This window comes from Caulobacter sp. 17J80-11 (assembly GCF_014349105.1).
Taxonomy (GTDB): Bacteria; Pseudomonadota; Alphaproteobacteria; order Caulobacterales; family Caulobacteraceae; genus 17J80-11.
Map to the genome: position 1 here is coordinate 51,043 of NZ_JACSJI010000017.1, position 22,577 is coordinate 73,619.

A 22,577-nucleotide genomic window follows, 5' to 3' on the forward strand; every position below is an offset into this window, starting at 1 on the left:
CGGCGGCGCTCCAACGCCACCGGGGTCCTGGACTGATGCGACCACCCTCGTTCGGATCGTTCTTTCTGAAGGCGCTGGCGGCGATCGCCGTCGGCGTCGTCCTGCGCTTCGTGGTGGGGCTCACGCCGGTCTGGTGGCTGGTCTGGCTCGCGCCGGCCCCGTTGCTGGCGCTCGCCTTCCGGAACCGGCCGGGCGACGCGCGCTGGATGGTGGCGCTGGCGGCGGTCATCGCGACCAGCACGAACTTCGCCTACCTGCGCCTGGTGGGGCCCGTGGCGTTCGCGGCGCTGGCGGTCGTAGGCCAGGCGGCGCTCTGGGTGTTCGTGGTGATGGCGACCCGGCAAGTGGTGGTCGCCTACAAGGCCTGGTGGACCGTCTTCGCCTATCCGGTCTTCTGGGTCGCGGCGGACACCCTGATGGCCGCGCTCCTGCCCGACGGGAACTGGGCCAGCCTCGCCTATTCCCAGGCGGACGTCCTGCCGCTGCTGCAGTTGACGTCCCTGTTCGGCGTCCCCGGCTTGCTGTTCCTGGTGGCCCTGGTCCCGTCCGCCCTGGCGCTGGGCCTCGCGTTCGGACGCGACCTGCGCCACGGCTGGCGCGCCTACGCCGTGACGCTGGCCCTGCTGGTCGCGGCGACGGCCTTCGGGGGCGCGAGATTGCAAACGCCGGTGGCCGGGACCGCCGCCTCGATCGGGATCGTGTCGATCGACGACGCGATCGGCCTCGAGGCTTCGAAACCGTACGCCGCCAAAATCCTGAATGCCTACGAGCAGCGCGTCACGGCGCTGGCGTCCCGAGGCGCCGAGATCGTCGTCCTGCCGGAAAAGATCGCCCTGCTGCCGTCCGCCTCGGCCGAAGCCTGGCGCCAGCGCTTTAGCGCCCTGGCGCGCGCGAACAAGGTCTGGCTGGAGGTCGGCGTCGGGAGCGACGAGGGCGGCCGGCAGGTGAACCTGGCCTGGCTCTTCGACCCCGACGGGAACCTGACCGACCAGTACCAGAAGCACTTCCTCGCGCCTCCGGAACGGGGCCGGTTCGTCCCGGGGACCGACTTCTCGCTGCGCAGCATCGGCGGCGCGAAGTACGCTCTCGCCGTCTGCAAGGACATGCATTTCGCCTCGCTGGGACGGGCCTATGGCGCGCGCGGCGCTTCGGTCGTCCTGGTTCCCGCGTGGGATTTCAACTACGTCGACGCCTGGATGGAGAGCCGCACCACGGTCACGCGGGGCGTGGAGAACGGCTACACCGTCGTGCGGGCGTCGCGGGAAGGCCTTCTGACCGTCAGCGATCCTTACGGCCGCGTGCTGGCGGAGACGCCGAGCCGGCCCCTTCCCGGCGCCGACCTGCTGGTCCGCGCGACCATCTCCGCCCCCGTGCCCACGCTCTATACGAAGATCGGCGACGCCGTCGGCTTGATCTGCGTCCTGCTCGCGGCTGCGCTGATGGTCGTCGCCCGCCAGCGTCGGCCGGCGCCGGCGACAGGGCGCCTCGGCCCCCAATCGGTCTCGCCGGCCTGACCGGGACCCCCTCGTGGACCCGGCGAGTTCTCCCGGCCGAAGCATCGGAGACGGGATCATGCGCGCCGCAATTTCCTTCGCCGCCTTCGCGACCTTGCTCGCGATCTCGCCGGCCTCGGTCGCCCAGACGCCGGCGGGGGCCGCGTGGTCGTCGGCCGAGACCGTCGAAATCCAGCTCAGCAATTACAAGTTCGCGCCGAGCAACTTCACCCTGCGGCAGGGCCAGGCCTACCGCCTGCACCTGGTGAACGCGGCCTCCGGCGGCCACAGCTTCAGCGCGCCGGAGTTCTTCGCCGCGGCGCAGGTCGATCCTGCGGACGCGGCGGCGATCAGCAAGGGAAAGGTCGAAGTCGAGGGCGGCCAGACCCGCGACATCCGCGTGATTCCGCAAAAGCCCGGGACCTACGAATTCCAGTGCACGCACTTCCTGCACGCCCCCATGGGCATGAAGGGCCGCATCACCGTCGAGTGACGCGACGGAGCGACTTGCGGCGCCTGCGCCCGGCGGTTACCCCCTCGCGCTGCAAACCGAGGACGCCATGACCGACCAATCCGACGACTACGTCTACGACGAGGCCAGCGGCGAGTGGCTTCCGGCCGCCGAAGCGGCGGCGCAGGCCGCTAAAGCGGGTCAGGTCGAGGTGCGCGACTCCGTCGGCAACCTGCTGGCCGACGGCGACAGCGTGGTCCTGGTCAAGGACCTGAAGGTCAAGGGCGCGGGCCAGACCCTGAAGCGCGGCACGGTGATCCGCTCGATCCGCCTGACCGGGGACGAGCAGGAGATCGACTGCCGCTACGAGGGCATCAAGGGCCTCGTCCTGCGGGCCGAGTTCGTGAAGAAGAACTAGACCCGGATATCCAGCAGAGAGCCCGGGCGCAGCAGCCGCTGCGGCTGGCCGTTCGCCTCGGCGCGGGCCGGGGCCGGTGTGGCGGCGGTCTGCACGGCCGGGCGGACCGGCTCGGGCGCGGCGACCGGCTGCGCGCGGGCCGCGGGCTGGGGCTGCAGCTGGGTCGGGGCCGGCGACTGCGGGGCGCCGATATTGGCCCGCGCCTCGCCCAGCGCCTGCTGGAAGAAGGCCCGCTGGGCCGCGCGCGCGTCGGCCCGGGCCGCGGACGGCTGCGGGGTCTGCACAGGCGTGAAGCCGGGACGGATCGGGCTGGTCATGGCCCCAAACGTTAACGGCTTCGGTCTACGAAAAGTTAACGGCGCGGCAACGCCCGCCACTTGGCCAGCAGCTCGTCGGCGTCGCCTTCGGTCAGCGGGCCGGTGTGCTTGGCCACCACCTCGCCGCTCGCATCGACCAGGTAAGTCTCCGGCACGCCGGAGATGCCGAGCTCGATGCCGGCGCGGCCGTTCAGGTCCGACCAGGTCGCCACGAACGGGTCGCCCAGCTCGGACAGGAAGGCGAAGGTGTCTTGGGGCTTGTCCTTGTAGGCCAGGCCGACCACGCGCACGCCCTCGCCCTTCAGGCGCAGCAGCTGCGGATGCTCGATCCGGCAGGGGCCGCACCAGGAGGCGAACACGTTGATCAACGTCGGTCCGTCCACCGTCGCGGTCAGCGGTTGCTCGGCGCCGCCGGCCAGCGGACGTATGGCCGCCGCCGGAAGCGGCTTGCCGACCAGGGCGTCGGGCTTCACCTCGGGATCGCGCTTCAGCGCATAGCCGGCGAACAGAACCGCCAGCGCCGCCAGCGCGATCAGCGGGGCTGCGGCCAGCCAGCGCTTCACGACTTGAGCTCCCGCTCGCGCCGCTCGACCTCGGCCTTCCACTTGCGCGCGCGCAGCAGGGTCGAGACCACGAGGTAGATCAGCACGCCGGCGCTGATCGCGTAGGACGGCCAGACGAACAGGCCGTAACGGCCCATGTCGAGGTCGAGCATCAGGCGCCTCCCGCAGCCTTCAGGGCCAGCGCGCCAGCCCGCTTGCGCCACACCTCGGTGCGGATGCGCACGATCCACAGCGCCGCGAACAGCACGTTGTAGGCCAGGCCCATGACCAGAAGCGGGGTCAGCAGGCTGGGGTCGATGCTGGAGCCGCCCTTGCGGAACACCGAGGCGCCCTGGTGAAGCGTGTTCCACCACTCCACCGAGAACTTGACGATCGGCAGGTTGATCAACCCGACCAGGGCCAGCACGGCGCTGGCGCGCGCGGCCTTCTGCTCGTCGTCGATGGCCGCCTGCAGGGCCATGTAGCCGAGGTAGAACAGGAACAGGACCAGCACCGAGGTCATGCGCGCGTCCCACTGCCACCAGGTGCCCCACATCGGCTTGCCCCACATCGAGCCGGTGACGAGCGCCAGCGCCGTGAAGGCCGCGCCCAGCGGCGCGCAGGCGCGCGCGGCGGCGTCGGCCAGGGCGTGGCGGAACACCAGGCCGAAGAAGCTGGCGCCCCCTAAGCAGGCGTAGGCGAACAGGCCCATCCACGCGGCCGGCACGTGGATGAACATGATCCGAACCGTGTCGCCCTGCTGGTAGTCCTCGGGCGCGGTGAAGCCGAGCCAGAGGCCCCACGCGAACAGGACGGCCGCCAGCGCGCCGAGCGCCGGCGCGAGCGGACGGGTGAAGCTCATGAACCGCTGGGGGTTGGCCAGGACCGCGATCATGGCCGCGACATATTCCCGGTCTCGCCCACGGACAAGCCGCAGGTGGTCGCAGAGGCTTTATTTCGGTCCGGCGTCTACGAACACCTCGACCCGACGGCGCAGCGGCTTCGCCTCGCCCGAGGGGGTGGTGGCGCCGGCCGCGCCGGCGGCGGCGATCTCGAAACTGGGCTTGGGCCAGCCGTAGGCGGCGAAGGCCTCGACCACGTGCGCGGCCCGGGCGGCCGACAGCTCCAGGTTCTGGGCCGGCGAGCCGCCGGCGTCGGCCAGGCCGACCACCCGCACGCTGTTGATGGCGCAGCCCTGCAATCGCTTGGCGGCGTCCGCCACCACCGCCCGGGCCGGCTCGGTCAGGGTGGTCTCGTTCGTGTCGAAGTAAATGGTGAAGCTGGACTTGCCGCAGGCCGCGGCGGCCGGCTTCGGGGTCGGTTCACGGGTCCCGGCGCACCCGGCCAGGACCAACGCGCCCAACAGAATTCCCACAGGCTTCATGGCGATCTCCCTCCGCTCAGGCGACCGCCGAGCCAGGGATAAACTCGCAAAGCCCGGTCCGGGCTCAACAAGCCGTCCCGGAAAGCAAAAGGGGCGGCCGGTCCCCGTGACCGGCCGCCCCTGAATTGTCCTGCGTGCGGCGGCTCGCTCAGTAGCGGCGCTCGCCGTTTTCCCAATAATAATACCCGTCGCTCGGATTGTAGTAGTAATACCGCCCGGTCCGGGAGTCGTAATACTGACGGGTGTTGACGCTGGACGACTGCTGGCTCTTGCCGACCGCGTGACCGGCCGCGCCACCCACCACGGCCCCGATCGCCGCGCCGCCCAGCGTATTGCCGCCGCTGACGTTGTTGCCGAGCACGCCGCCGGCGACGGCGCCCAGGCCCGCCCCGATGGCGGTGTCGCGGTTCACGGTCGGGTCCGAACTGCAGGCGGCGACCAAAAACGTAGCCCCGATAAGGGCGATCCCACTCTTTACCATACGCTACTCTCCCTGAATTCGCCCCGGGATTGAGAACGCTGGCGTTTCAGGGGGGTTCCCGGCCCTATGCCCAACCTCGACCGTAGGGTAAACTGAAGGTTGACGTCGGCCGCGCGGGGGAGCGCGGCCTGAAGGATGGGGAGGCTTTCATGCGTTTTCCTGAGCCGGTCCGGATGGCGGACGGCGGCGCCGCGCCGATCTGGGAGCGGTCCAAGAAGTCGGGCGGAATCAATATCTTCGGCCTGCTGTTCGTGCTGCTCGCCTTGTTCGGCGTGACCACCATCGTGCTGCGCTTCGTCGACCACTCGTTCGCCGCCGGCGGCGCGCGGATCGACAAGATCGTGGACATGCCGGTGAACGCGGTGAAGGGCATGCTCGGCAAGAAGGACGCCGAGGCTCCGGCCGCGCCGGCCGAAGCGGCCGCGCCTGTCCCGGCTGAAGCTCCGGCGGCGGCGCCCGTTGCTGCGGCCCCGGCCGACGCGTCGGCTGCGCCCGCGGCTGCGGCGGCGGCTCCGGCCGCAGCTCCGACCCCGGCGCCCGCCAAGAAGTAAGCCGCTCCGGAACCGGGGCCGAGACGGCACGTTCGGATCGCATGACCGACGCCGCCGGCGAGGCCCCGTGCCCGCTCACGCCCCACGTGCCGTTGCGCTCCGTGGAGATCGTGGTCAATCCCAAGTCGGGCGGCGTCGGCGCCAAGGCGACCGACGACGTCCAACGCATCATGCGCCGCTTCGCCTGTGACGCGCACGTCGTCGAGGCGGAGCCGGCTCAGGTCGAGAAAGCCCTGCAGGACGCGCTGGCCGCCAAGCCCGATCTGCTGGTCGTGCTGGCCGGCGACGGCACCGCCCGCGCGGCGGCCAGCATGGCCGGCCCGCACGGCCCGTTGATCGCGCCCCTGCCGGGCGGCACCATGAACCTGCTGCCCAAAGCGCTGTACGGCGCCGTCGACTGGCGCGAGGCGCTGGAGAACACCCTGAGCGAGGGCGTCGCGCGCCCGGTCAGCGGCGGCGAGGTCGGCGGCCGCCCGTTCTACGTGGCCGCCGTGCTGGGCTCACCGGCCCTGTGGGCGCCGGCGCGCGAAGCGGTGCGGCTGGGCAAACCGAAGCTGGCCTGGCTCTACGCCAAGCGCGCGGCCCGGCGCGCCTTCTCCGGGCGGGTCCGCTTTCGCCTCGACGGACAGGAACTGCACCGTTCGGAAGCGATCGCCTTCCTCAGCCCGCTGGTGTCGAAGGCGCTGGACGAGCCGGTCGGCCTGGAGGCGGCGGTGCTGAACCCGACCGACGCGGCCGAGGCCTTCCGCCTGGCGGCGCGAGCCCTGTTCTCCGACTGGCGCGCCGACCCGTCGGTCGAGACCCGCACGGTGCGCCGGGCCCGGGCCTGGGCGCGCACGCGCATTCCCGCCGTCCTCGACGGCGAGCCGATCCAGCTGGAAAACGACGTCGAAGTCCGGTTCGTGCCGGTCGCCTTCCGCGCCCTCGCCCCCGCCTCCGCCTCCGCCTCCGCCTCCGCCAAGGGCGCGGCATGAGCGGACGGATTCTGCACTTCTCGGACGTCCACTTCGGGGCGGAGAACGCGCCCGCCGTGGCCGCCGCGCTCGAGTTCGCCCGCGCCACCCCGCGCGACCTGGTGCTGATCACCGGCGACGTCACCCAGACGGGCCGGCGGCGCGAGTTCGAAGGCGCCGCCGCCTGGATCGCGGCCATGCCGGCCCCGGTGTTCGTCGTGCCCGGCAACCACGACACCCCCTACTGGGACCTGGTCGCCCGCCTGGCCTGGCCCTGGCGGCGGTTCGAGGCGCTGATCGGCCACCCGGCCGTCGACCACCAGTTCGTGGGCGAGCATCTGGCCGTGCGCGGGGTCAACACCGCCCGCGGGGCGCAACTGCGGGCCAACTGGTCGAAGGGGGTGATCGACCTGGAGCAGACCCGCCGCGCCGCCGACGCCCTGGCCGCCGCGCCGGTCGGGGCGCTGCGGGTGCTGGCCTGCCACCATCCGCTGCTGGAGATGATCGGCGGCCCGATGACAGGCGAGGTGAAGCGGGGCCGCGAGGCCGCGCAGATCTTCGCCGAGGCCGGGGTCGACCTGGTCATGACCGGCCACGTGCACGTCCCCTTCGCCCTGCCGGTCGCGGCGGGCGACCACTGCTCCTATGCGGTGGGGGCCGGCACCCTGTCGCTGCGGGAGCGCGGTCAGCCGGCGGGCTTCAACAGCGTGGAGTGGACCCGGGACGCCATCCACGTCACCGCCCTGGCCTGGACCGGCTCGCATTTCGAGGCCCGCCGGACCTGGAACCTGGAGCGTCGCAAGGGCTGAGGCCGGAAGGACGAAAGCCGCGACCCTGGGAGGTCGCGGCTTCCAACCTTCTGAAGTCGGGGTCGAGGCCCGCTAGAGCTTTCGGCCCCTGAAGGCGCCGGCGATCAGCGAGACCACGAACAGCACCAGGAACACATAGAACAGGATCTTGGCGATCGACGCCGCGCCAGCCGCAATGCCGCCGAAGCCGAGCACCGCGGCGACAAGGGCCACCACCAAGAAAATCAACGCCCAGCGAAGCATCGCCGCGTTCTCCCTACTGCGACGGCCCCTAAGCGCGACCGTCTAAGGGAGAAACGTCTCAGGCAAGGCGCTGTTCCGAGCTCACTCGACCCGCGCCGGATAGCGCCAGCCGAACTGATCGCGCGCGGCGGCGTCGAGCTGGGCCGCCGCCAGCTTCCAGTTGGCCAGCTTGTCGAACCAGCCTTCCAGGAAGGTTTTCCGATCCTGCTTGTAGTCCAGGTAGTAGGCGTGCTCCCACACGTCGCACAGCAACAGCGGCGTCTTGCCCGGCCGCAGCAGGATGCTGTCGGCGTCGTGGGTGGACAGCACCTCCAGGCGTCCGGCGTGCATCGCCAGCCACACCCAGCCCGAGGCGAAGTGGTTCACGCCTTCGGTGACGAAGCGCTCGCGCAGGCCGGCCATGCCGCCGCAGTCGCGCTCGATAGCCTCGGCCAGGGCGCCGGTCGGCGCGACCGGGTTCGGCGTCATCGAATCCCAGAAGAACCCGTGGTTCCACGCCTGGGCGGCGTTGTTGAACAGCTTGGTCTCGCCCTCGTCGTGGGCCTTGACCACCACTTCTTCCAGGGTGGTCTGGTTCCAACCCTTCTGCTGCAGAAGCTGGTTCATCACCTCCACGTACTTGGCGTGATGCTTGCCGTGGTGGGTGCGCAGGGTGTCGGCCGACATGGTCGGCTCAAGCGCTTCGTGCGGATAGGGGAGATCGGGGAGGACGAACACAGGCTGCTCCGTAGGCCGCTAGCAGGAACTTAGTGGCGTCGGTCCTTCCCCCCGCCCGTGAGGATCGTCGCCACCAGGGTGGTCAAAGCAGGGTTGCGGATGAAGATCCAGCCCGCCGCGACCGCCGCGGCGGTGGCCATGATCGGCCGCTCGCGGACCAGGTCGGCGGCGCGGTCCATCAGGCCTTCCATGGCGGGGTTGGGGGCCGCGTGCTCGGACTCGCGCCGGCCGGAATGGCTTCGGCGGTACAGCACGATCGGGAACACCCAGGCGACCAGGGCGGCGACGATCGCCACCACGGCGGCCGCGCCGGCCGGCCCGATGAAGTCGCGCACCAGGGCGTAGAGCGCGAAGCCGGCGGCGACCACCGACACGGCGGCGGCCGCGGCGAGAGCCGCCGCGGCCGCGAGCTTCTGGAAAAGCCGTCGCGCGATCAACGTCGACGACCGCCGGCCATGAGCAGGCCGATCAGAACGCCGGCCCCCACTGCGGTCAGGGTCGCGGCGATCGGCCGTTCCTTGACCCGCTCGACCAGGTAGGTCTGGGCCTCGTCGAGACGGATGCGGCCGTCGTCGTAGTATTGCTGGGCCCGGGCGCGCAGATCGTCGGCGCTGTCGCGCACGCGGCGCTCGGTGCGTTCGGCGAAGTCGCGCAGGCGGGTGTCCTCGCCGTTGCGGGCGGCGGTGGGATCGTCGGCGGCCATGCTCTACCTCCTGAAAAGGACTGGGTTACGGGCCCCGGACCGGTCGGCCCCGGGGCCGGGGATCAACGTCAAGGCCGCGCTCGGGTTCCTGCCGCGCTCGGCAGGCCGGCCGCGCGTGACGCGGCCGGCCCGACCTTCAGCCTCACTTCTTGGCGGGCGCGGGGGCGGCCGCGGGCGCCGCCATGGCCTTGTTCACCGCCTCCAGGTGGGCGCGCAGCGTCGGCAGGGCGCCGGCGGCCACGGCCTTGATGTCGGCGTTGTCGCCGTTGTCGGCGAAGGCCTGGAAGGCGGCGATGGCCTTCTCGTGCGCGTCACGCTGCATTTCCAGGTACTTGGCGTCGAAGTCGGCGGCCGGGGTCGCCTTCAGGTCCGCCACCTTGGCGGCCATGTCGCCTTCCAGAGCGGTCGGCATGGTCACGGTCAGGCCCGCCTTCTTCACCGCCGCCTGCATCTCGGCGCCCAGCTTGGTGTGGTCGGCGATGATCTTCTTGGCCAAGTCCTTGACCGCCGCGGACTGGCCCATCTTCTCGGCGACCTTGCTGGACTCGATCTCGAACAGGTTGGCGGCGGCCGCCATCGGCACGAACTCGGCCGCGGTGGTCGGGGTCGCCGCCACGGCCGGCGCCGGGGCGGCGGGGGCCACCGGCTCGGTGGCCGCGGGCGTGGCCGGCTCGGCGGGAGGCGTCGCCTCCTCCTTGCGACCGCAAGCGGCGGCGGCGAGCAAGGTCAGGGCGATCGCGCCGCTCAGCGCGAAGGGGTTGCGGATCATGGCGGGCTCCTAAGCGAAACCCCGGGGCGGGGGTCGGGCCGAAAAACTCACGCGTCTGTGACCCGGTTCCGAGCTCAAGACTGGCCCCAGCGTCGCGGCGGGCCTATGAACGCCGCCATGACCGAGACCTCGTCCGACTTCGTCTTCTCGCCCGCGCCCCAGCCGTCGGTGCCCGTCGCCGGAACCTCGGCGCGTTTCCCGGTGCGACGCATCCTGTGCGTCGGGCGCAACTACGCCGCCCACGCGCGCGAAATGGGGGCCGACCCCACGCGCGAGGCGCCGTTCTTCTTCGCCAAGCCCGGCGACGCGGTGGCCCCGGGCGGCGGCAACGTCCCCTACCCGTCGGCGACCTCGGACCTGCACCACGAGGTCGAGCTGGTGGTGGCGATCGGCGGCGCGGGCCGGGACCTGACGCCGGAACAGGCCGGCAAGCTGGTGTTCGGCTGGGCGGTCGGCGTCGACCTGACCCGCCGCGACCTGCAGGCCGAAGCCAAGAAAGCGGCCCGGCCGTGGGACTCGGCCAAGGGCTTCGACGCCTCCGCCCCGATCTCGGAGATCATCCCGGCCGAGGCCCTGCCGAACCCGACCGGACGCATCCGCCTGTCGATCGACGGCCAGGCCCGCCAGGACGCCGAGCTCGGCGACATGATCTGGGACCCGTACGAGGTGATCGCCGAAGCGTCCAAGCTGTGGCAGCTCGCCCCCGGCGACCTGATCTTCACCGGCACGCCCGAGGGCGTCGGCGCCATCGGCCGTGGCGAGCAGGCGGTGGCGGAAATCGACGGCGTGGGGCGGCTGGTCTTCCGGATGGTCTGACCATGACCCCGGTGCTGCACAATTACTGGCGCTCGGGCACGTCCTACCGGACCCGCATCGCCCTGAACCTGAAGGGCGTGGCCTACGAGCAGGTCGGCGTGGACCTGCGCGCGGGCGCCCAGAAGAGCGACACCTACCTCGCGCTCAATCCGCAGGGCCTGGTGCCGGCCCTGGAGGCGGACGGCCACGTCTTCACCCAGAGCCCGGCCATCCTGGAGTGGATCGAGGAGCGCTGGCCGGCGCCCGCCCTGTTGCCCAAGGACCCGGTCGGCCGGGCCGACGTGCGGGCCATGGCGGCGATCGTCGCCTGCGACATCCACCCGCTGAACAACCTGCGGGTACTGAAGTCGATCAAGCACGACCTCGGCGCCGACGAGGCCCAGACCAAGGCCTGGACCGCGCGCTGGATCGAGGCCGGCTTCACCGCCCTGGAAGCCCTGATCGCGCGGCGCGGCGCCGGGTGGTCGTTCGGCGACAGCCCGACGCTGGCCGACTGCTGCCTGATCCCCCAGGTCTATTCGGCCCGGCGCTTCGAGGTCGACCTGACCCCCTTCCCGCATATTCTGGCGGTCGACGCGCGCGCCGCCGAACACGCGGCCTTCCAGGCCGCGCACCCTGACCGTCAACCGGACGCGGACTGATGCTCGAGAACTTGAAAGCCAACAACCAGGCCTGGGCCCGCGCCAAGAAGCAGGTCGATCCCGGTTTCTTCAGCCGCCTGGTGAACCAGCAGAGCCCCGAGTACCTGTGGATCGGCTGCGCCGACAGCCGGGTGCCGGCCAACGAGATCGTCGGTCTCGACCCAGGCGAGATGTTCGTCCACCGCAACGTGGCCAACCTGACCCCGCCGTCCGACGCCAACTACCTGTCGGTGCTGCAGTACGCGGTCGAGGTGCTGAAGGTGAAGCACGTGCTGGTGGTCGGCCACTACGGCTGCGGCGGCGTGCGCGCGGCCGTGGAGAACACCAGCCACGGCCTGATCGACCACTGGCTGTCGCCGATCCGCGACCTGGCCCACGAGAAGCGCCACGAGCTGGGCGTGATCGGCGACGAGCAGGCGCGCCTGGACCGGCTATGCGAGCTGAACGTGATCCGCGGCGTGCGCAACGTCGCCTCCAACCCGTTCATCACCTCCGCCTGGGACCGCGGCGACGACATCGCCGTGCACGGCTGGGTCTATTCGCTGGCCAACGGCCTGGTGTCGGACCTCAACGTCAGCGTCCGTTCGCGCGACGAGTTCGCCGAGCTGTTCCTGGACTGACGGGAACCGAACCGGCCTCCGCGGCGGTCTAAGCTGACGCCGACCCGCCGAAGGAGAGCCCGCGATGATGACGGCCACGCCCCAGAAGGAACACGAGTGGCTGCAGCAGCTCGTGGGCGAATGGACCTTCGAGGCCGAGGCCCGGGCGGGTCCCGACAAGCCGGCCGAGACGGCGAAGGGGCGGGAGTCCGTCCGTTCGCTGGGCGGGCTCTGGATCGTCGCCGAGGGCTACGGCGACATGCCCGGCGGCGGGACCGGCGAAAACGTCATGACGCTGGGCTTCGAGCCGACCCGCGGTCGGTTCGTCGGCGCCTGGGTCGGCTCGATGATGACCTGGATGTGGGTCTACGACGGGCGCCTGGACGCGAGCGGCAAGGTGCTGACCCTGGACAGCGAGGGCCCCGCCTTCTCGGGCGAGGGCACGGCGAAATACCAGGACGTGATCGAGATCGTCGATCCGGACACCCGCCTGCTGCGCTCGCGCACCCTGGGCGAGGACGGCCAGTGGCGCGAGTTCATGGTGGCCCGCTACAGCCGCCGGAAGGACGAGCTGGCCCCGGCCGACCTGGTCGCCCCGGACCGGAAGCGATAACGCCCGTCAGGGCTCCCACCACAGTCGCAGCAGGTTGCCCAGCGCCTTGTCGAGCAGCAGGCGCCCCTCGTCGTCGGGCAGGGTGGCGCGCACCCGGTGCAGGTCGAACAGGATCTCGCGCTGGTCGGCGCGGCCGACCCGGCTCTGGATCCAGCCGACCGCCGCCAGCCGCTCGCCGCAGGTGACCGGGGTGACCCGGTGCAGCTGGCCGGTGGGATAGAGCACCGCGCTGCCGGCGGGCGGGCGCACCTCGCGCTCGCCGTCCAGGCCGCTGAGCAGCAGCGCCCCGCCCTCGTAGGTGTCGGGATCCGACAGGAACAGGGTGAAGGACATGTCGCTGCGCATGCGCTCGCCGGCGTCCGAGCCCATCACTGCGTCGTCGGTGTGCAGGCCGTACTGCTGGCCGGGCTCGTAGCGGGAGAACAGCAGCCGCGACCAGCGGGCCGGACGGGCGTAGGCGGTGAAGAGGCCGTGGCGCTCCAGCGCCTGGCGCACGAAGGTGGTCAGGGCCTGCACCGAGGCGTGGTTGCGGTCCGCCTGGGTGTTGGACTTCACCTTGCGGGCGGTCGGGCCGGCGGTCAGCCGGCCGTCCTGGAACGGCGCTTCGGCGAGGCCCTCGCGCACCCGCAGGACGTCTTCGCGCGACAGCACGTCGGACAGGATCAGCATGGCAACGCCCCCAGACGGACACCGGGGGCGTTCTCGACCGTCCGGGCCCGCGGGGCAAGATCAGGAGAGTTGCGGATAGGCCTCGACGGTCAGGAATTCCGCGCAGGTCTCCGCCAGGGTCATGTCGCGGAACAGGCGGGCGGCCGCCTCGAGCCGGGTCAGCTCCGGCCGCAGCCGCAGCTGGTCCAGCTCGTCGGCGAACAGGGTCTCGAACAGCGGCGGGGTGACCACGCGTCCGTCGTCGAGCGTCGCCTTCAGCCGCAGCCACTGCCAGATCTGCGTACGGCTGATCTCGGCGGTCGCGGCGTCCTCCATCAGGTTGTAGAGCGGCACGGCCCCGCGCCCGCGCAGCCAGGCTTCCAGGTACTGGACGCCGACGCGGATGTTCTCGCGCAAGCCCGCCTCGGTGCGCGGGCCCTGGTGCACCTTCAGCAGGTCCTCGCGGGTGACGGTCACGTCCTCGCGGCCGTTGGCCAGCTGGTTCGGCCCCGACATCAGCCGGTCGAACACCTCCATGGCGACCGGCACCAGGTCGGGGTGCGCCACCCAGGTGCCGTCGTGCCCCCAGCCGGCCTCGCGCTCCTTGTCGGCGCGCACCTTGGCGAAGGCCGCGGCGTTGGCGTCCGCGTCGCCCTTCACCGGGATCTGGGCCGCCATGCCGCCCATGGCGAAGGCGCCGCGGCGGTGACAGGTCTTGATCAACAATTGACAGTAGGCGCGCAGGAAGGCCTCGCCCATCACCATGCGCGAGCGGTCCGGGGTCAGGCGCTCCGGCGCCGCGCCCAGGCGCTTGATGTAGCTGAAGATGTAGTCCCAGCGGCCGCAGTTCAGGCCGACCACGTGCTCGCGCAGCTCGAAGAGGATCTCGTCCATCTCGAAGGCGGCCGGCAGGGTCTCGATCAGCACCGTCGCCTTCACTATGCCGGGCGACAGGCCCAGCGCTCCTTGCGCGAACACGAAGACGTCGTTCCAGAGGCGGGCTTCGTGCCGGCTCTCCATCTTCGGCAGGTAGAAGTACGGCCCCGAGCCGGCGGCGATCGACGCGCGGGCGCAGTGGAACAGGTAGAGGCCGAAGTCGAACAGGGCGGCCGACACCGGCTGGCCGTCAACCTTCAGATGCGCCTCGTCCAGCGCCCAGCCGCGCGGGCGGACCATCAGCACCGCCGGGCGCGGGCCCAGTTCGTAACGCTTGCCGCTGGCGGGGTCCACGTAGGTCAGGGTTCCGGCCCAGCGGTCCTTCAGGTTGACCTGGCCCTCGATCAGGTTGTCCCAGGTCGGGCTGGTGGCGTCCTCGAAGTCGGCCATGAACACCTTCGCCCCGGAATTCAGCGCGTTGATGATCATCTTGCGGTCGACCGGCCCGGTGATTTCGACCCGGCGGTCCAGCAGGTCGGACGGCACCCGCGCGATCTTCCAGTCGCCGGCCCGCACGTCGGCGGTCTCGATCGGAAAGTCGGGCAGATCGCCGGCGTCGAAGCGCTTCTGCCGCTGCAGCCTCTGGACCAGCAGTTCGCGCCGGCGCGCGTCGAACCGCCGGTGCAGCTCGGCCACGAAGCCGAGCGCGTCCTCGGTCAGGATCTCGGCGGCCCGGCCCTCGACCGGGCGGGTGAGTTCGACCGTGTGCAGGGCGGCGTCGAGGGGCATGGGGTCGCTCGCTTGTTCCCTTCTCCCCTTGCGGGAGAAGGTGGCCTGCGGAGCAGGCCGGATGAGGGGTGCCTGCGCCGAGGCGTCAAGACAAGGAGCTTTGCGCGCGCCAATCGTCGGCGGTCGCGCCGGCACCCCTCATCCGACGCGCTCCGCGCGCCACCTTCTCCCGCAAGGGGAGAAGGAAGCGATCACTGCGGCAGGCGTAGCTGTTCGGAGGTGATGGAGTAGCGGGCGGTGGCCTTGCTGCGGTCCGCGTCCGACACCTGCCGCCAAGCCTGGACGGCGTCGTCGCGCGTGTCGAACGGGCCGATCATCTTACCCTGGCCGTCGCGCAGGTTTTTGAAGCCCATGCAGGTGTAGTCGCCGCCGACCACCCAGTACCGCTCGGTCATCGTCCTCACTCCTCCTACTCGGCCGCAACCCGGGCGGCTTCGAACTGTTCCGTTTCGGTGGAAAGCCCCATGGCGGTGGTCGACGAGCGGCCGGCGCTGATGGCCATGGCCACCTGGTCGAAATAGCCGGTGCCGACCTCGCGCTGGTGGCGGGTGGCGGTGTAGCCGCGCGCCTCGGCCGCGAACTCGGCCTCCTGCAGCTCGGAATAGGCGCCCATGCCGCGGTCGCGGTAGCCGCTGGCCAGCTCGAACATGGAGTGGTTCAGGGCGTGGAAGCCGGCCAGGGTCACGAACTGGAACCGGTAGCCCATGGCCCCCAACTCGCGCTGGAAGCGCTCGATGGTGTCGGGGTCCAGCTTCTTGCGCCAGTTGAACGAGGGGCTGCAGTTGTAGGCCAGCAGCTTGCCCGGATACTCGCGGTGCACGGCTTCGGCGAACCTGCGCGCGTCGTCCAGGTCCGGGTGCGAGGTCTCCCACCACAACAGGTCGGCGTGCCTGGCGTAGGCCAGGCCGCGGGCGATGCAGTGGTCCAGGCCCGTGCCCTCCTTCAGCCGGTAGAAGCCCTCGGGCGTGCGGCTGTCGGGCTCGATGAAGGGGCGGTCGCGCTCGTCCACGTCGGAGGTGATCAGCCGGGCGGACTCCGCGTCGGTGCGGGCCACGATCAGGGTCGGCACGCCCATGACGTCGGCGGCCAGGCGCGCGGCGGTCAGGTTGCGCTCGTGCGCCGAGGTCGGGATCAGCACCTTGCCGCCCAGGTGGCCGCACTTCTTCTCGGAGGCCAGCTGGTCCTCGAAGTGCACGGCCGCGGCCCCGGCCTCGATGAAGGCCTTCATGATCTCGAAGCTGTTCAGCGGCCCGCCGAAGCCGGCCTCGGCGTCGGCGACGATCGGCACGAACCAGTCGCGTTGCGCGCCGCCTTCGGCGTGCTCGATCTGGTCGGCGCGCTGCAGGGTGCGGTTGATCCGGCGGCACAGCTCAGGCGCGGCGTTGGCCGGGTACAGCGACTGGTCGGGATACATGGCCGAGGCGGTGTTGGCGTCGGCCGCCACCTGCCAGCCCGACAGGTAGATCGCCTTTAGCCCGGCGCGGACCATCTGCATGGCCTGGTTGCCGGTGACCGCGCCCAGCGCGTTCACGAACGGCTCCTCGTGCAGCAGCTTCCACAGCGTGTTGGCGCCCCGCTCGGCCAGGGTGTGAGCGATCGGGAAGGACCCGCGCAGGCGCAGCACGTCGTCGGTCGTGTAGGGCCGCTCGATCCCGTCGAAGCGGTCGGCGCGGGCGCCGGGGACCAGGTCCTTGAAGTTTGTCACAATCTGTCTCCTCGCCGACTCGGGCCGTGCGCTTCCTTGTGTGAGGAGGAGAACACCCGCCGTTCGAAGGGGAAACCAGCTACGGCCCCGAATTCGGGCCATCTTGTCAAAAGCGACTTGTCACCTTCTGTCACAACGTGACAACTTGCACAGATGGTCGACGCCGAACGCAAGCTGTTCCTGGGCGGGCGCCTGAAGCGCCTCCGCCGCGATCTGGGCCTGACCCAGACCAAGATGGCCGAGGACCTCGGCGTCTCCCCCAGCTACCTCAACCATCTGGAGCGCAACCAGCGCCCGGTGACCGCGCAGGTGCTGCTGCGCCTGGCCCAGCGCTACGACCTGGACCTGCGCAGCTTCACCGGCGACCCGGACGCCGGCGGCGAGGCCGACCTGGCCGAGGTGTTCGCCGACCCGCTGTTCCGCGACCTCGCCATCCCCCGCCACGAGGTGGCCGAGCTGGTCGAGAACGCGCCGGGCGCGGCCGAGGCTGTGGTGCGGTTGTACCGGGCCTTCTCCGACCGGCGCCGGCGCGAGGCGCTGGGCGAGGCGGCGGTCAGCGGCGACGGGCGCGACACCGGCGCCATGCTGACCCCCACCGACTGGGTGCGCGACTACATCCAGGGCCACCGCAACCACTTCCCCGAGCTGGACGAGGCCGGGGAGGCGACCGCCAAGGCGCTGGGCGCGCCGGCCCACGCCTTCGAGACGGCCGCGACCGCCCGGCTCGCCACCCACGGGGTGCAGGTGCGGGTGATGCCGGTGCAGGTCATGGTCGACTTCGTCCGCCGCTACGACATCCACCGCCGTCGGCTGATGCTCGCCGAGACCCTGCAGGCCTCCAGCCGCGCCTTCGCCTGCGCCTACCAGCTGGCCCTGGCCGAGCACGGAGAGGCGCTGAACGCCGCGGTCGAAACGGCCGGCGCGCCCGACCTGCCGACCAAGCGCCTGCTCAAGGTCTCGCTGACCAACTACATGGCCGGCGCGATCCAGATGCCCTACGCCCGCTTCCACGAGGCGGCCGAGACCCTGGGCTACGACATCGGGGTGCTGAAGGCCCGGTTCGGGGCCAGCTACGAGCAGGTCTGCCACCGGCTGACAACGCTGTCGCGGGCCGGCGCGCGGGGCGTGCCGTTCTTCCTGCTGCGGGTCGACCAGGCCGGCAACGTGTCCAAGCGCTTCGCCGCCGGCGCCTTCCCGTTCTCGCGCTTCGGCGGGACCTGCCCGCGCTGGAACGTGCACGCCGCCTTCCGCACGCCGGGCCGGGTGCTGACCCAGGTGATCGAGACCGCCGACGGGGCCCGCTACTTCACCCTGTCGCGCACGGTGAAGCGCACGCCCGCCGCCTGGGGCGGGGCCGAGGACGCCGAACTGGCGGTGGGGCTGGGCTGCGAGCTGAAGTACGCCGGGCGGCTGATCTACGCGCGGGGCATGGACCTGACCGCCGCGCCGGCCACCCAGATCGGCCCGACCTGCCGGCTCTGCGAGCGGCCCAACTGCCGCGAGCGCGCCGCCCCGCCCCTGACCCGCACCCTGACGGTGGAGGACTTCAGCCGCTCGGTCAGCCCGTTCCCGTTCGCCACCCACGGGTGAAACGAAAAAGGGGCGCCGCTCGCGCGACGCCCCCGCCTTTCGGAGTCTGCAGGCGGCTTACGCCGGCACCGCCTTGGCCGCTTCGGCTTCCGCCTCGACCTCGCCTTCGGGGAGCAGCTGCTTCTCCCATTTGGCGACGACGGCGGCGGCGACCGAGTTGCCGACCACGTTGGTGGCGCTGCGGCCCATGTCGAGCAGGTGGTCGACCGAGAGGATCAGCAGCACGCCGGCTTCCGGCAGGTTGAAATAGGCCAGGGTGGCGGCGATCACCACGATCGAGGCGCGCGGCACGCCGGCCATGCCCTTGGAGGTGACCATCAGCAGCAGCAGCATCATCACCTGCTGGCCGAGGCTCAGCTCGATGCCATAGGCCTGGGCGATGAACAGCACCGCGAAGGTGCAGTACATCATCGAGCCGTCGAGGTTGAACGAGTAGCCCAGCGGCAGGACGAAGCTGGCGACCTTGCGCGACACGCCGAACTTCTGGAGCGCCTCGAGGGTGCGCGGGTAGGCGGCCTCCGAGCTGGCGGTGGAGAAGGCCAGCAGCACCGGGGCGCGCACGCCGGCGATCAGGTGCTTCACCCGCTTGCCGACCACGAGGAAGGCGGCGCCGATCAGCACCACCCAGAGCAGGCCCAGCGACAGGTAGAAGCCGCCGACGAACTTGGCGTAGGTGACCAGGACGTCGAGGCCCTGCGTCGTGACCGTCGCCGCCAGCGCCGCGAAGATGGCGATCGGCGCGAAGTTCATCACATAGCCGGTGACCTTCAGCATGACGTTGGCGACCTGCTCGGCGAAGGTCAGCACCGCCGGGGCCTTGTCGTCGATGGCGGCGATGGCCGTGCCGACGAACACCGAGAACACCACGATCTGCAGGATCTCGTTCTTGGCCATGGCGTCGATGATCGAGCTGGGGATCAGGTGCTCGACGAAGCCCTTGATGGTCATGCCCGACGCCTTGACGGTTTCGGCGGCCGCGTCGGGGGTCGGCGGCGACATGCCGACGCCCGGCTGGAACAGGTGGACCATGACCAGGCCGAGCGTCAGCGACACCAGCGAGGCGCCGACGAACCACAGCATGGTCTTCACCCCGATCCGGCCGATCGAGGCGCTATCCTCCATATGGGCGATGCCGACCACCAGGGTGGAGAATACAAGCGGCGCGATGATCATCTTGATCAGGCGCAGGAAGGCGACCGAGACGACGTTCAGGCCGTCGGCGACCTGGCTGGCCTGCTCGGGAGCCATAAACCGGTTGCAGAGGAAGCCGAGCAGGACGCCGCCGACCATGGCGCCGATGACGAGAAGAGCGAAACGACGGTTCATGGGACCCTGTGTCGACTAATTCGCAGCCCAGGCAAAGAGCGGGGCCGAAGCGCCCGCGTCAAGGCGACTCGGCGTCCCGGGGCGCCTTGGCTCGCGTCCGGAGCACGTCGGGCGCCGGTCCGGCCCAGCGCGACGAAAATTCGACCAACGCGGTCCGGGAAAGACGCGAAGTCGGAAAAGCTTCGGATCATGGTCGGGGCCTCGTCATGACCTCGCCACGAAGGCGGAGCTATACCGCATACATCGATGCAACCGCCAACTGCTGGCGGCGCAGCAATCGGTTCGAGTGACAGACGTATTTATCGGGAGAGCGCGCATGCGGTTGCGGGCGCAGATCACCATCGACATCGAGGCGGCGGATTTCCTGGAGGCGGCCGACCACCAGCGGCAGCTCGAGGCCATCCTCGGCCAGGTGAAGAAGAACTACATGCAGGCGGCGCTGCAGCTGCGCGAGCGTCGCCAGCGAGCGGCCAGCCGGGCGATCGCGCCCAAGGCGCCGCTCAAGCACTACACCGGCAAGCTGAGCGCCTACGCCGACCGCGGCTGACATGCGCCACCGCAACACCGTCCTCGAAAGCCTGGAGCTGTTCCGGGAGCAGAACCCGAACATCTGGGTCAGCAACATGCTGGCGTTCCTCTACGTTTGTGAAAACGAAGGGATCAACGTCAAGGAACTGGCCCAGGTGTGCCGCTTTAACGAGGCGACCGCCTCGCGCAGCATCCGTTCGCTGGCGGAGAAGGACACGCCCGGGGCCCTGCCCCCGGCGCTGGGCCTGATCGAGCTGGTCCAGAACCCGCAGGACGGCCGCGGCCGTCTGCTGCGCCTGACCGAGAAGGGCCGCAAACTGCGCGACGAGCTCGACGGCATCATCCGCGCCGGCCACACCATCGTGCTGCCGGCCTGATCAGGCGATCTCCGCGCGACGCGACCGCGCCTCAGGCGCGGTCGGCGACCGTGTAGACGTCGACGTTTTCGGATTCCACCCGCGAGAACACCACCCGCCCGTCGCGGACGAACAGGCCCGCGCGCGGATAAACGCCGGGCAGGCTGCGGACGGCCTCGACCGCGCCGCTCGCCAGGTCCAGGCGCAGGAGCTGATCGGCCCGCGACCCGTCAAGGGCCCAGAGCGCGCCTTCGGCCACCGTCCAGCTACGCGGGTCGACCGCGGCGAGCTCGCCGATCTTGCTGAGCTTTCCCGAGGCGCGGTCGAACCGCCAGAAGCCGGGCGCCGCCAACCGCTGCACGTAGAGCGCGCCGTCCTCGGCTTCGATCGCGCGGACCGCGTCGTCGACCAGCCGGCGCTCGCGCCCGTCGGCGGCGCGCTCGTAGAGCGACAGCCGCGAGCCCTCGTCGCGAATGAAGTACAGCCGCGCGCCGTCGCGCGACCAGAACGGATAGCGCTCCGACGCGGGAGTGTGGGCCAGCAGCTGGAAGGCGCCGGTCGCCACGTCGACCCGGCCCAGGTCGAACTGGCTGCCGGTGCGCACCGACAGGTAGACCGAGCGGCCGTCCGGCGACCAGGCCGGCTCGCGCGGCATCTCGGTGCGGAAATCGGAGACCTGGTGCGCCCGGCCGTCGGCCTCGGCGACCCACAGCTGCAGCGAGCCGGAGCGATCGGACAGGAAGGCGAGGCGCCGGCCGTCCGGCGACGGGGCGGCGGTGCGGTCGCGCCGCGAGGTCGCCGTCAGACGCTGAGGCTCGCCCGCGTCGAGCGGCGCGCTCCAGAGGCCCATCTGCCAGTCGCGGCGCTGGAAGGCGATGGTCTCGCCGTCGGAGCTGGAGGGGTACTCCGCCCGGGCGTCCTCGGTCAGGCGCCGCCAGTCCGAGCCGCGCGCGTTGAGCGACCACAGCGAGTAGCTGGCGCCCGACTGGCGGTTGGAAGCGATCACCAGCCGGTCGTCGCGGCCGCGCGTCAGCCCATGGATCGAGGCGTTGTCGCGCGTGATCCGGCGCACCTTCCCGCCGGCCAGATCCAGGGCGTAGACGTCGGCCACGCCAGGCGTCGAGGTCCGCACGAAGAACACCCGCTCGCCGTCGGCCGACGGCGCGGGATCGGTGTCGCCGAGATAGGGACCGGCCACCCCCGAATCGGTCAGCGGCTTCAGCCGGCCGGTTTCGAGGTCCAGGCGCGAGAGGCGGAAGCCGGCCTCCGGAGAGGCCCTGTCGGAGACCACCAGCGTGTCGGGGTCCAGCCAGGCCACGCCGCCGAGATCGGCCGCCCGGCAGGCGCCGACCTGGCGGATCGCGCCGTCGAGGGGCGACACCACCATGACCGCGCAACCGCGCGCGTCTTTCTGCACGAAGGCCAGGCGGGCCATGTCCGGCGACCAGGCCGGCCGGCTCGCCTCCACGCCCGGCGGCGTCAGCCGTCGCGCCTCGCCGCGCAGGGTGCGCACGTACAGGACGCCGGGTTCGCCGGCCGGCTGGCCCACGTAGGCCAGCCAGGCGCCGTTGGCCGACAGGGCCGGCTGGAGCTCGCGGCCGACCTCGGCGGTGACCGGATGCTGGGCCGGGGCGACGAACTCGCCGGACGGGCGGCGGGCGTAGGCGACCACGGCCGCCCCGGCGGCGACCGTGAGGGCGGCCGCGACCACGCCCCAGACGCGCCGGCGGCGGTCGGGCTGGACCGGCGTCTCGGCGCCGGGCGACGACGGATCGGCCGCGGCGGCTTCGGATCGGATCCGCTGCGGCTCGACCAGCAGCAGGAAGCCGATCTTGGGAACAGTCTTGACCACCTGCGGCTCGCGCGCGTCGTCGCCGAAGGCTTCGCGCAGCTTGGCGACCTGGCGGGTCACGGCGTCATGGGTGACGGCGCGGCCGTCCCACAGGCGTTCGACGATCTCGGCGCGGGTGACCGTGCGGCCGGCGTTTTCGGCCAGCAGGCACAACAGCCGCATGGCCATCGGCTCGAGCCGGACCACGCCGGCGGGCCCTTCGATTTCATTGCGATCGGCGAACACGCGCCACGCGCCCAGCACGAAGGCCGGCGGCAGCTCGACAGCGGCGGTGATGCGCACGGTCTGGTTCACGGCCCTGACTTAATCGTTGGAGGCCAAACTTGCAGCTCAAAACAGCGACGACCTAGCGCCGCACACGCGAAAGGCGGCGGACCTTTCGATCCGCCGCCCGTACGCTAGTACAC

At 71.1% G+C, this 22,577-nt stretch carries 30 protein-coding genes; 13 read left to right on the forward strand and 17 right to left on the reverse strand.

Annotated features, from left to right (window positions below):
• Positions 1-35: 35 nt before the first annotated feature.
• From H8B08_RS15715 to H8B08_RS15725, 3 genes are all read left to right on the forward strand, one after another.
• The gene (locus H8B08_RS15715; RefSeq protein WP_187451140.1) at positions 36-1,514 is read left to right on the forward strand and encodes a nitrilase-related carbon-nitrogen hydrolase; all 1,479 of its coding nucleotides are present in this window, start codon (positions 36-38) and stop codon (positions 1,512-1,514) included.
• Between the two features lie 58 nt (positions 1,515-1,572).
• Positions 1,573-1,986, forward strand: a complete 414-nt coding sequence (locus H8B08_RS15720) for a cupredoxin domain-containing protein (RefSeq protein WP_187451141.1) — start codon at positions 1,573-1,575, stop codon at positions 1,984-1,986.
• Between the two features lie 169 nt (positions 1,987-2,155).
• Positions 2,156-2,362, forward strand: a complete 207-nt coding sequence (locus H8B08_RS15725) for an alkylphosphonate utilization protein (RefSeq protein ID WP_370545500.1) — start codon at positions 2,156-2,158, stop codon at positions 2,360-2,362.
• Here H8B08_RS15725 and H8B08_RS15730 read toward each other — a convergent pair.
• The 6 genes from H8B08_RS15730 to H8B08_RS15755 form a co-directional block, all read right to left on the reverse strand.
• Entirely contained in the window at positions 2,359-2,679 is a 321-nt protein-coding gene (locus H8B08_RS15730) for a hypothetical protein (RefSeq protein WP_187451143.1), read from the reverse strand. The genes H8B08_RS15725 and H8B08_RS15730 overlap by 4 nt on opposite strands.
• Before the next feature lie 35 nt (positions 2,680-2,714).
• The gene (locus H8B08_RS15735; protein WP_187451144.1) at positions 2,715-3,242 is read right to left on the reverse strand and encodes a DsbE family thiol:disulfide interchange protein; all 528 of its coding nucleotides are present in this window, start codon (positions 3,240-3,242) and stop codon (positions 2,715-2,717) included.
• Positions 3,239-3,394 carry a heme exporter protein CcmD gene (gene ccmD / locus H8B08_RS15740; protein ID WP_187451145.1) on the reverse strand — a complete coding sequence of 52 codons (156 nt, stop codon included), beginning with the start codon at positions 3,392-3,394 and terminating at the stop codon, positions 3,239-3,241. The genes H8B08_RS15735 and ccmD overlap by 4 nt, the downstream gene beginning before the upstream one ends.
• Positions 3,394-4,116, reverse strand: a complete 723-nt coding sequence (locus H8B08_RS15745; RefSeq protein ID WP_187451146.1) for a heme ABC transporter permease — start codon at positions 4,114-4,116, stop codon at positions 3,394-3,396. Before H8B08_RS15745 ends, ccmD begins: the two co-directional genes overlap by 1 nt.
• Positions 4,117-4,173: 57 nt before the next feature.
• The gene (locus H8B08_RS15750; protein ID WP_187451147.1) at positions 4,174-4,605 is read right to left on the reverse strand and encodes an OmpA family protein; all 432 of its coding nucleotides are present in this window, start codon (positions 4,603-4,605) and stop codon (positions 4,174-4,176) included.
• A gap of 148 nt (positions 4,606-4,753) precedes the next feature.
• Positions 4,754-5,086, reverse strand: a complete 333-nt coding sequence (locus H8B08_RS15755; RefSeq protein WP_187451148.1) for a glycine zipper 2TM domain-containing protein — start codon at positions 5,084-5,086, stop codon at positions 4,754-4,756.
• A 149-nt stretch (positions 5,087-5,235) separates the two neighbouring features.
• Here H8B08_RS15755 and H8B08_RS15760 point away from each other — a divergent pair, with 149 nt between their 5' ends.
• Genes H8B08_RS15760 through H8B08_RS15770 form a run of 3 tightly spaced genes read left to right on the forward strand, consistent with a single transcriptional unit; the run spans position 5,236 to position 7,399 of the window.
• A complete protein-coding gene (locus tag H8B08_RS15760) occupies positions 5,236-5,637 on the forward strand; it encodes a hypothetical protein (RefSeq protein WP_187451149.1) in 402 nt (133 codons plus the stop codon).
• Positions 5,638-5,678: 41 nt separating this feature from the next.
• Positions 5,679-6,611, forward strand: a complete 933-nt coding sequence (locus tag H8B08_RS15765; RefSeq protein ID WP_187451150.1) for a diacylglycerol kinase family protein — start codon at positions 5,679-5,681, stop codon at positions 6,609-6,611.
• Positions 6,608-7,399 (forward strand): metallophosphoesterase, encoded by a 792-nt coding sequence (locus H8B08_RS15770; RefSeq protein WP_187451151.1) that lies wholly within the window; start codon positions 6,608-6,610, stop codon positions 7,397-7,399. The genes H8B08_RS15765 and H8B08_RS15770 overlap by 4 nt, the downstream gene beginning before the upstream one ends.
• 72 nt (positions 7,400-7,471) lie before the next feature.
• On the opposite strand, the gene H8B08_RS15775 is transcribed toward H8B08_RS15770, so the two are convergent.
• The 5 genes from H8B08_RS15775 to H8B08_RS15795 form a co-directional block, all read right to left on the reverse strand.
• Positions 7,472-7,642 carry a DUF1328 domain-containing protein gene (locus tag H8B08_RS15775; RefSeq protein WP_163260686.1) on the reverse strand — a complete coding sequence of 57 codons (171 nt, stop codon included), beginning with the start codon at positions 7,640-7,642 and terminating at the stop codon, positions 7,472-7,474.
• Positions 7,643-7,723: 81 nt separating this feature from the next.
• Positions 7,724-8,359 (reverse strand): superoxide dismutase, encoded by a 636-nt coding sequence (locus H8B08_RS19640; RefSeq protein ID WP_187451152.1) that lies wholly within the window; start codon positions 8,357-8,359, stop codon positions 7,724-7,726.
• 29 nt (positions 8,360-8,388) lie between these two features.
• Positions 8,389-8,796, reverse strand: coding sequence for a hypothetical protein (locus H8B08_RS15785; RefSeq protein WP_187451153.1), 408 nt, complete (start codon positions 8,794-8,796; stop codon positions 8,389-8,391).
• Positions 8,793-9,062 carry a DUF883 domain-containing protein gene (locus H8B08_RS15790; protein WP_163260683.1) on the reverse strand — a complete coding sequence of 90 codons (270 nt, stop codon included), beginning with the start codon at positions 9,060-9,062 and terminating at the stop codon, positions 8,793-8,795. Before H8B08_RS15790 ends, H8B08_RS15785 begins: the two co-directional genes overlap by 4 nt.
• A 142-nt stretch (positions 9,063-9,204) precedes the next feature.
• Positions 9,205-9,831, reverse strand: coding sequence for a DUF4142 domain-containing protein (locus H8B08_RS15795; protein ID WP_187451154.1), 627 nt, complete (start codon positions 9,829-9,831; stop codon positions 9,205-9,207).
• 117 nt (positions 9,832-9,948) lie between these two features.
• On the opposite strand from H8B08_RS15795, the gene H8B08_RS15800 reads away from it, so the two are divergent.
• The 4 genes from H8B08_RS15800 to H8B08_RS15815 all read left to right on the forward strand — a co-directional run bounded on the left by H8B08_RS15800 (position 9,949) and on the right by H8B08_RS15815 (position 12,500).
• The gene (locus tag H8B08_RS15800) at positions 9,949-10,647 is read left to right on the forward strand and encodes a fumarylacetoacetate hydrolase family protein (RefSeq protein ID WP_187451155.1); all 699 of its coding nucleotides are present in this window, start codon (positions 9,949-9,951) and stop codon (positions 10,645-10,647) included.
• Positions 10,648-10,649: 2 nt separating this feature from the next.
• The gene (gene maiA, locus H8B08_RS15805) at positions 10,650-11,288 is read left to right on the forward strand and encodes a maleylacetoacetate isomerase (protein WP_187451156.1); all 639 of its coding nucleotides are present in this window, start codon (positions 10,650-10,652) and stop codon (positions 11,286-11,288) included.
• The gene (locus H8B08_RS15810) at positions 11,288-11,908 is read left to right on the forward strand and encodes a carbonic anhydrase (protein WP_187451157.1); all 621 of its coding nucleotides are present in this window, start codon (positions 11,288-11,290) and stop codon (positions 11,906-11,908) included. Before maiA ends, H8B08_RS15810 begins: the two co-directional genes overlap by 1 nt.
• 64 nt (positions 11,909-11,972) lie before the next feature.
• A complete protein-coding gene (locus tag H8B08_RS15815) occupies positions 11,973-12,500 on the forward strand; it encodes a DUF1579 domain-containing protein (RefSeq protein ID WP_222934521.1) in 528 nt (175 codons plus the stop codon).
• Positions 12,501-12,506: 6 nt separating this feature from the next.
• On the opposite strand, the gene H8B08_RS15820 is transcribed toward H8B08_RS15815, so the two are convergent.
• The 4 genes from H8B08_RS15820 to aceA form a co-directional block, all read right to left on the reverse strand.
• Positions 12,507-13,169 carry a Fe2+-dependent dioxygenase gene (locus H8B08_RS15820; protein WP_187451158.1) on the reverse strand — a complete coding sequence of 221 codons (663 nt, stop codon included), beginning with the start codon at positions 13,167-13,169 and terminating at the stop codon, positions 12,507-12,509.
• A 60-nt stretch (positions 13,170-13,229) separates the two neighbouring features.
• A complete protein-coding gene (gene aceB / locus H8B08_RS15825; protein ID WP_187451159.1) occupies positions 13,230-14,813 on the reverse strand; it encodes a malate synthase A in 1,584 nt (527 codons plus the stop codon).
• Between the two features lie 191 nt (positions 14,814-15,004).
• A complete protein-coding gene (locus H8B08_RS15830) occupies positions 15,005-15,208 on the reverse strand; it encodes a hypothetical protein (protein ID WP_187451160.1) in 204 nt (67 codons plus the stop codon).
• A 14-nt stretch (positions 15,209-15,222) separates the two neighbouring features.
• Positions 15,223-16,518: an isocitrate lyase gene (gene aceA / locus H8B08_RS15835; RefSeq protein ID WP_187451161.1), complete on the reverse strand. Its 1,296-nt coding sequence runs from the start codon at positions 16,516-16,518 to the stop codon at positions 15,223-15,225.
• A 153-nt stretch (positions 16,519-16,671) separates the two neighbouring features.
• Here aceA and H8B08_RS15840 point away from each other — a divergent pair, with 153 nt between their 5' ends.
• Complete coding sequence (locus tag H8B08_RS15840; RefSeq protein WP_187451162.1) at positions 16,672-18,108, forward strand: short-chain fatty acyl-CoA regulator family protein; 1,437 nt, start codon at positions 16,672-16,674, stop codon at positions 18,106-18,108.
• 57 nt (positions 18,109-18,165) lie between these two features.
• Here H8B08_RS15840 and H8B08_RS15845 read toward each other — a convergent pair whose 3' ends face one another.
• On the reverse strand, positions 18,166-19,434 hold the full coding sequence (locus tag H8B08_RS15845) for a dicarboxylate/amino acid:cation symporter (RefSeq protein WP_187451163.1): 1,269 nt from the start codon (positions 19,432-19,434) through the stop codon (positions 18,166-18,168).
• Between the two features lie 316 nt (positions 19,435-19,750).
• On the opposite strand from H8B08_RS15845, the gene H8B08_RS15850 reads away from it, so the two are divergent.
• Positions 19,751-19,981, forward strand: coding sequence for a hypothetical protein (locus H8B08_RS15850; protein ID WP_187451164.1), 231 nt, complete (start codon positions 19,751-19,753; stop codon positions 19,979-19,981).
• Between the two features lies 1 nt (position 19,982).
• Positions 19,983-20,339: a MarR family winged helix-turn-helix transcriptional regulator gene (locus H8B08_RS15855; RefSeq protein ID WP_187451165.1), complete on the forward strand. Its 357-nt coding sequence runs from the start codon at positions 19,983-19,985 to the stop codon at positions 20,337-20,339.
• Positions 20,340-20,370: 31 nt separating this feature from the next.
• Here H8B08_RS15855 and H8B08_RS15860 read toward each other — a convergent pair whose 3' ends face one another.
• Complete coding sequence (locus H8B08_RS15860) at positions 20,371-22,464, reverse strand: winged helix-turn-helix domain-containing protein (protein ID WP_187451166.1); 2,094 nt, start codon at positions 22,462-22,464, stop codon at positions 20,371-20,373.
• Positions 22,465-22,577: the final 113 nt, after the last annotated feature.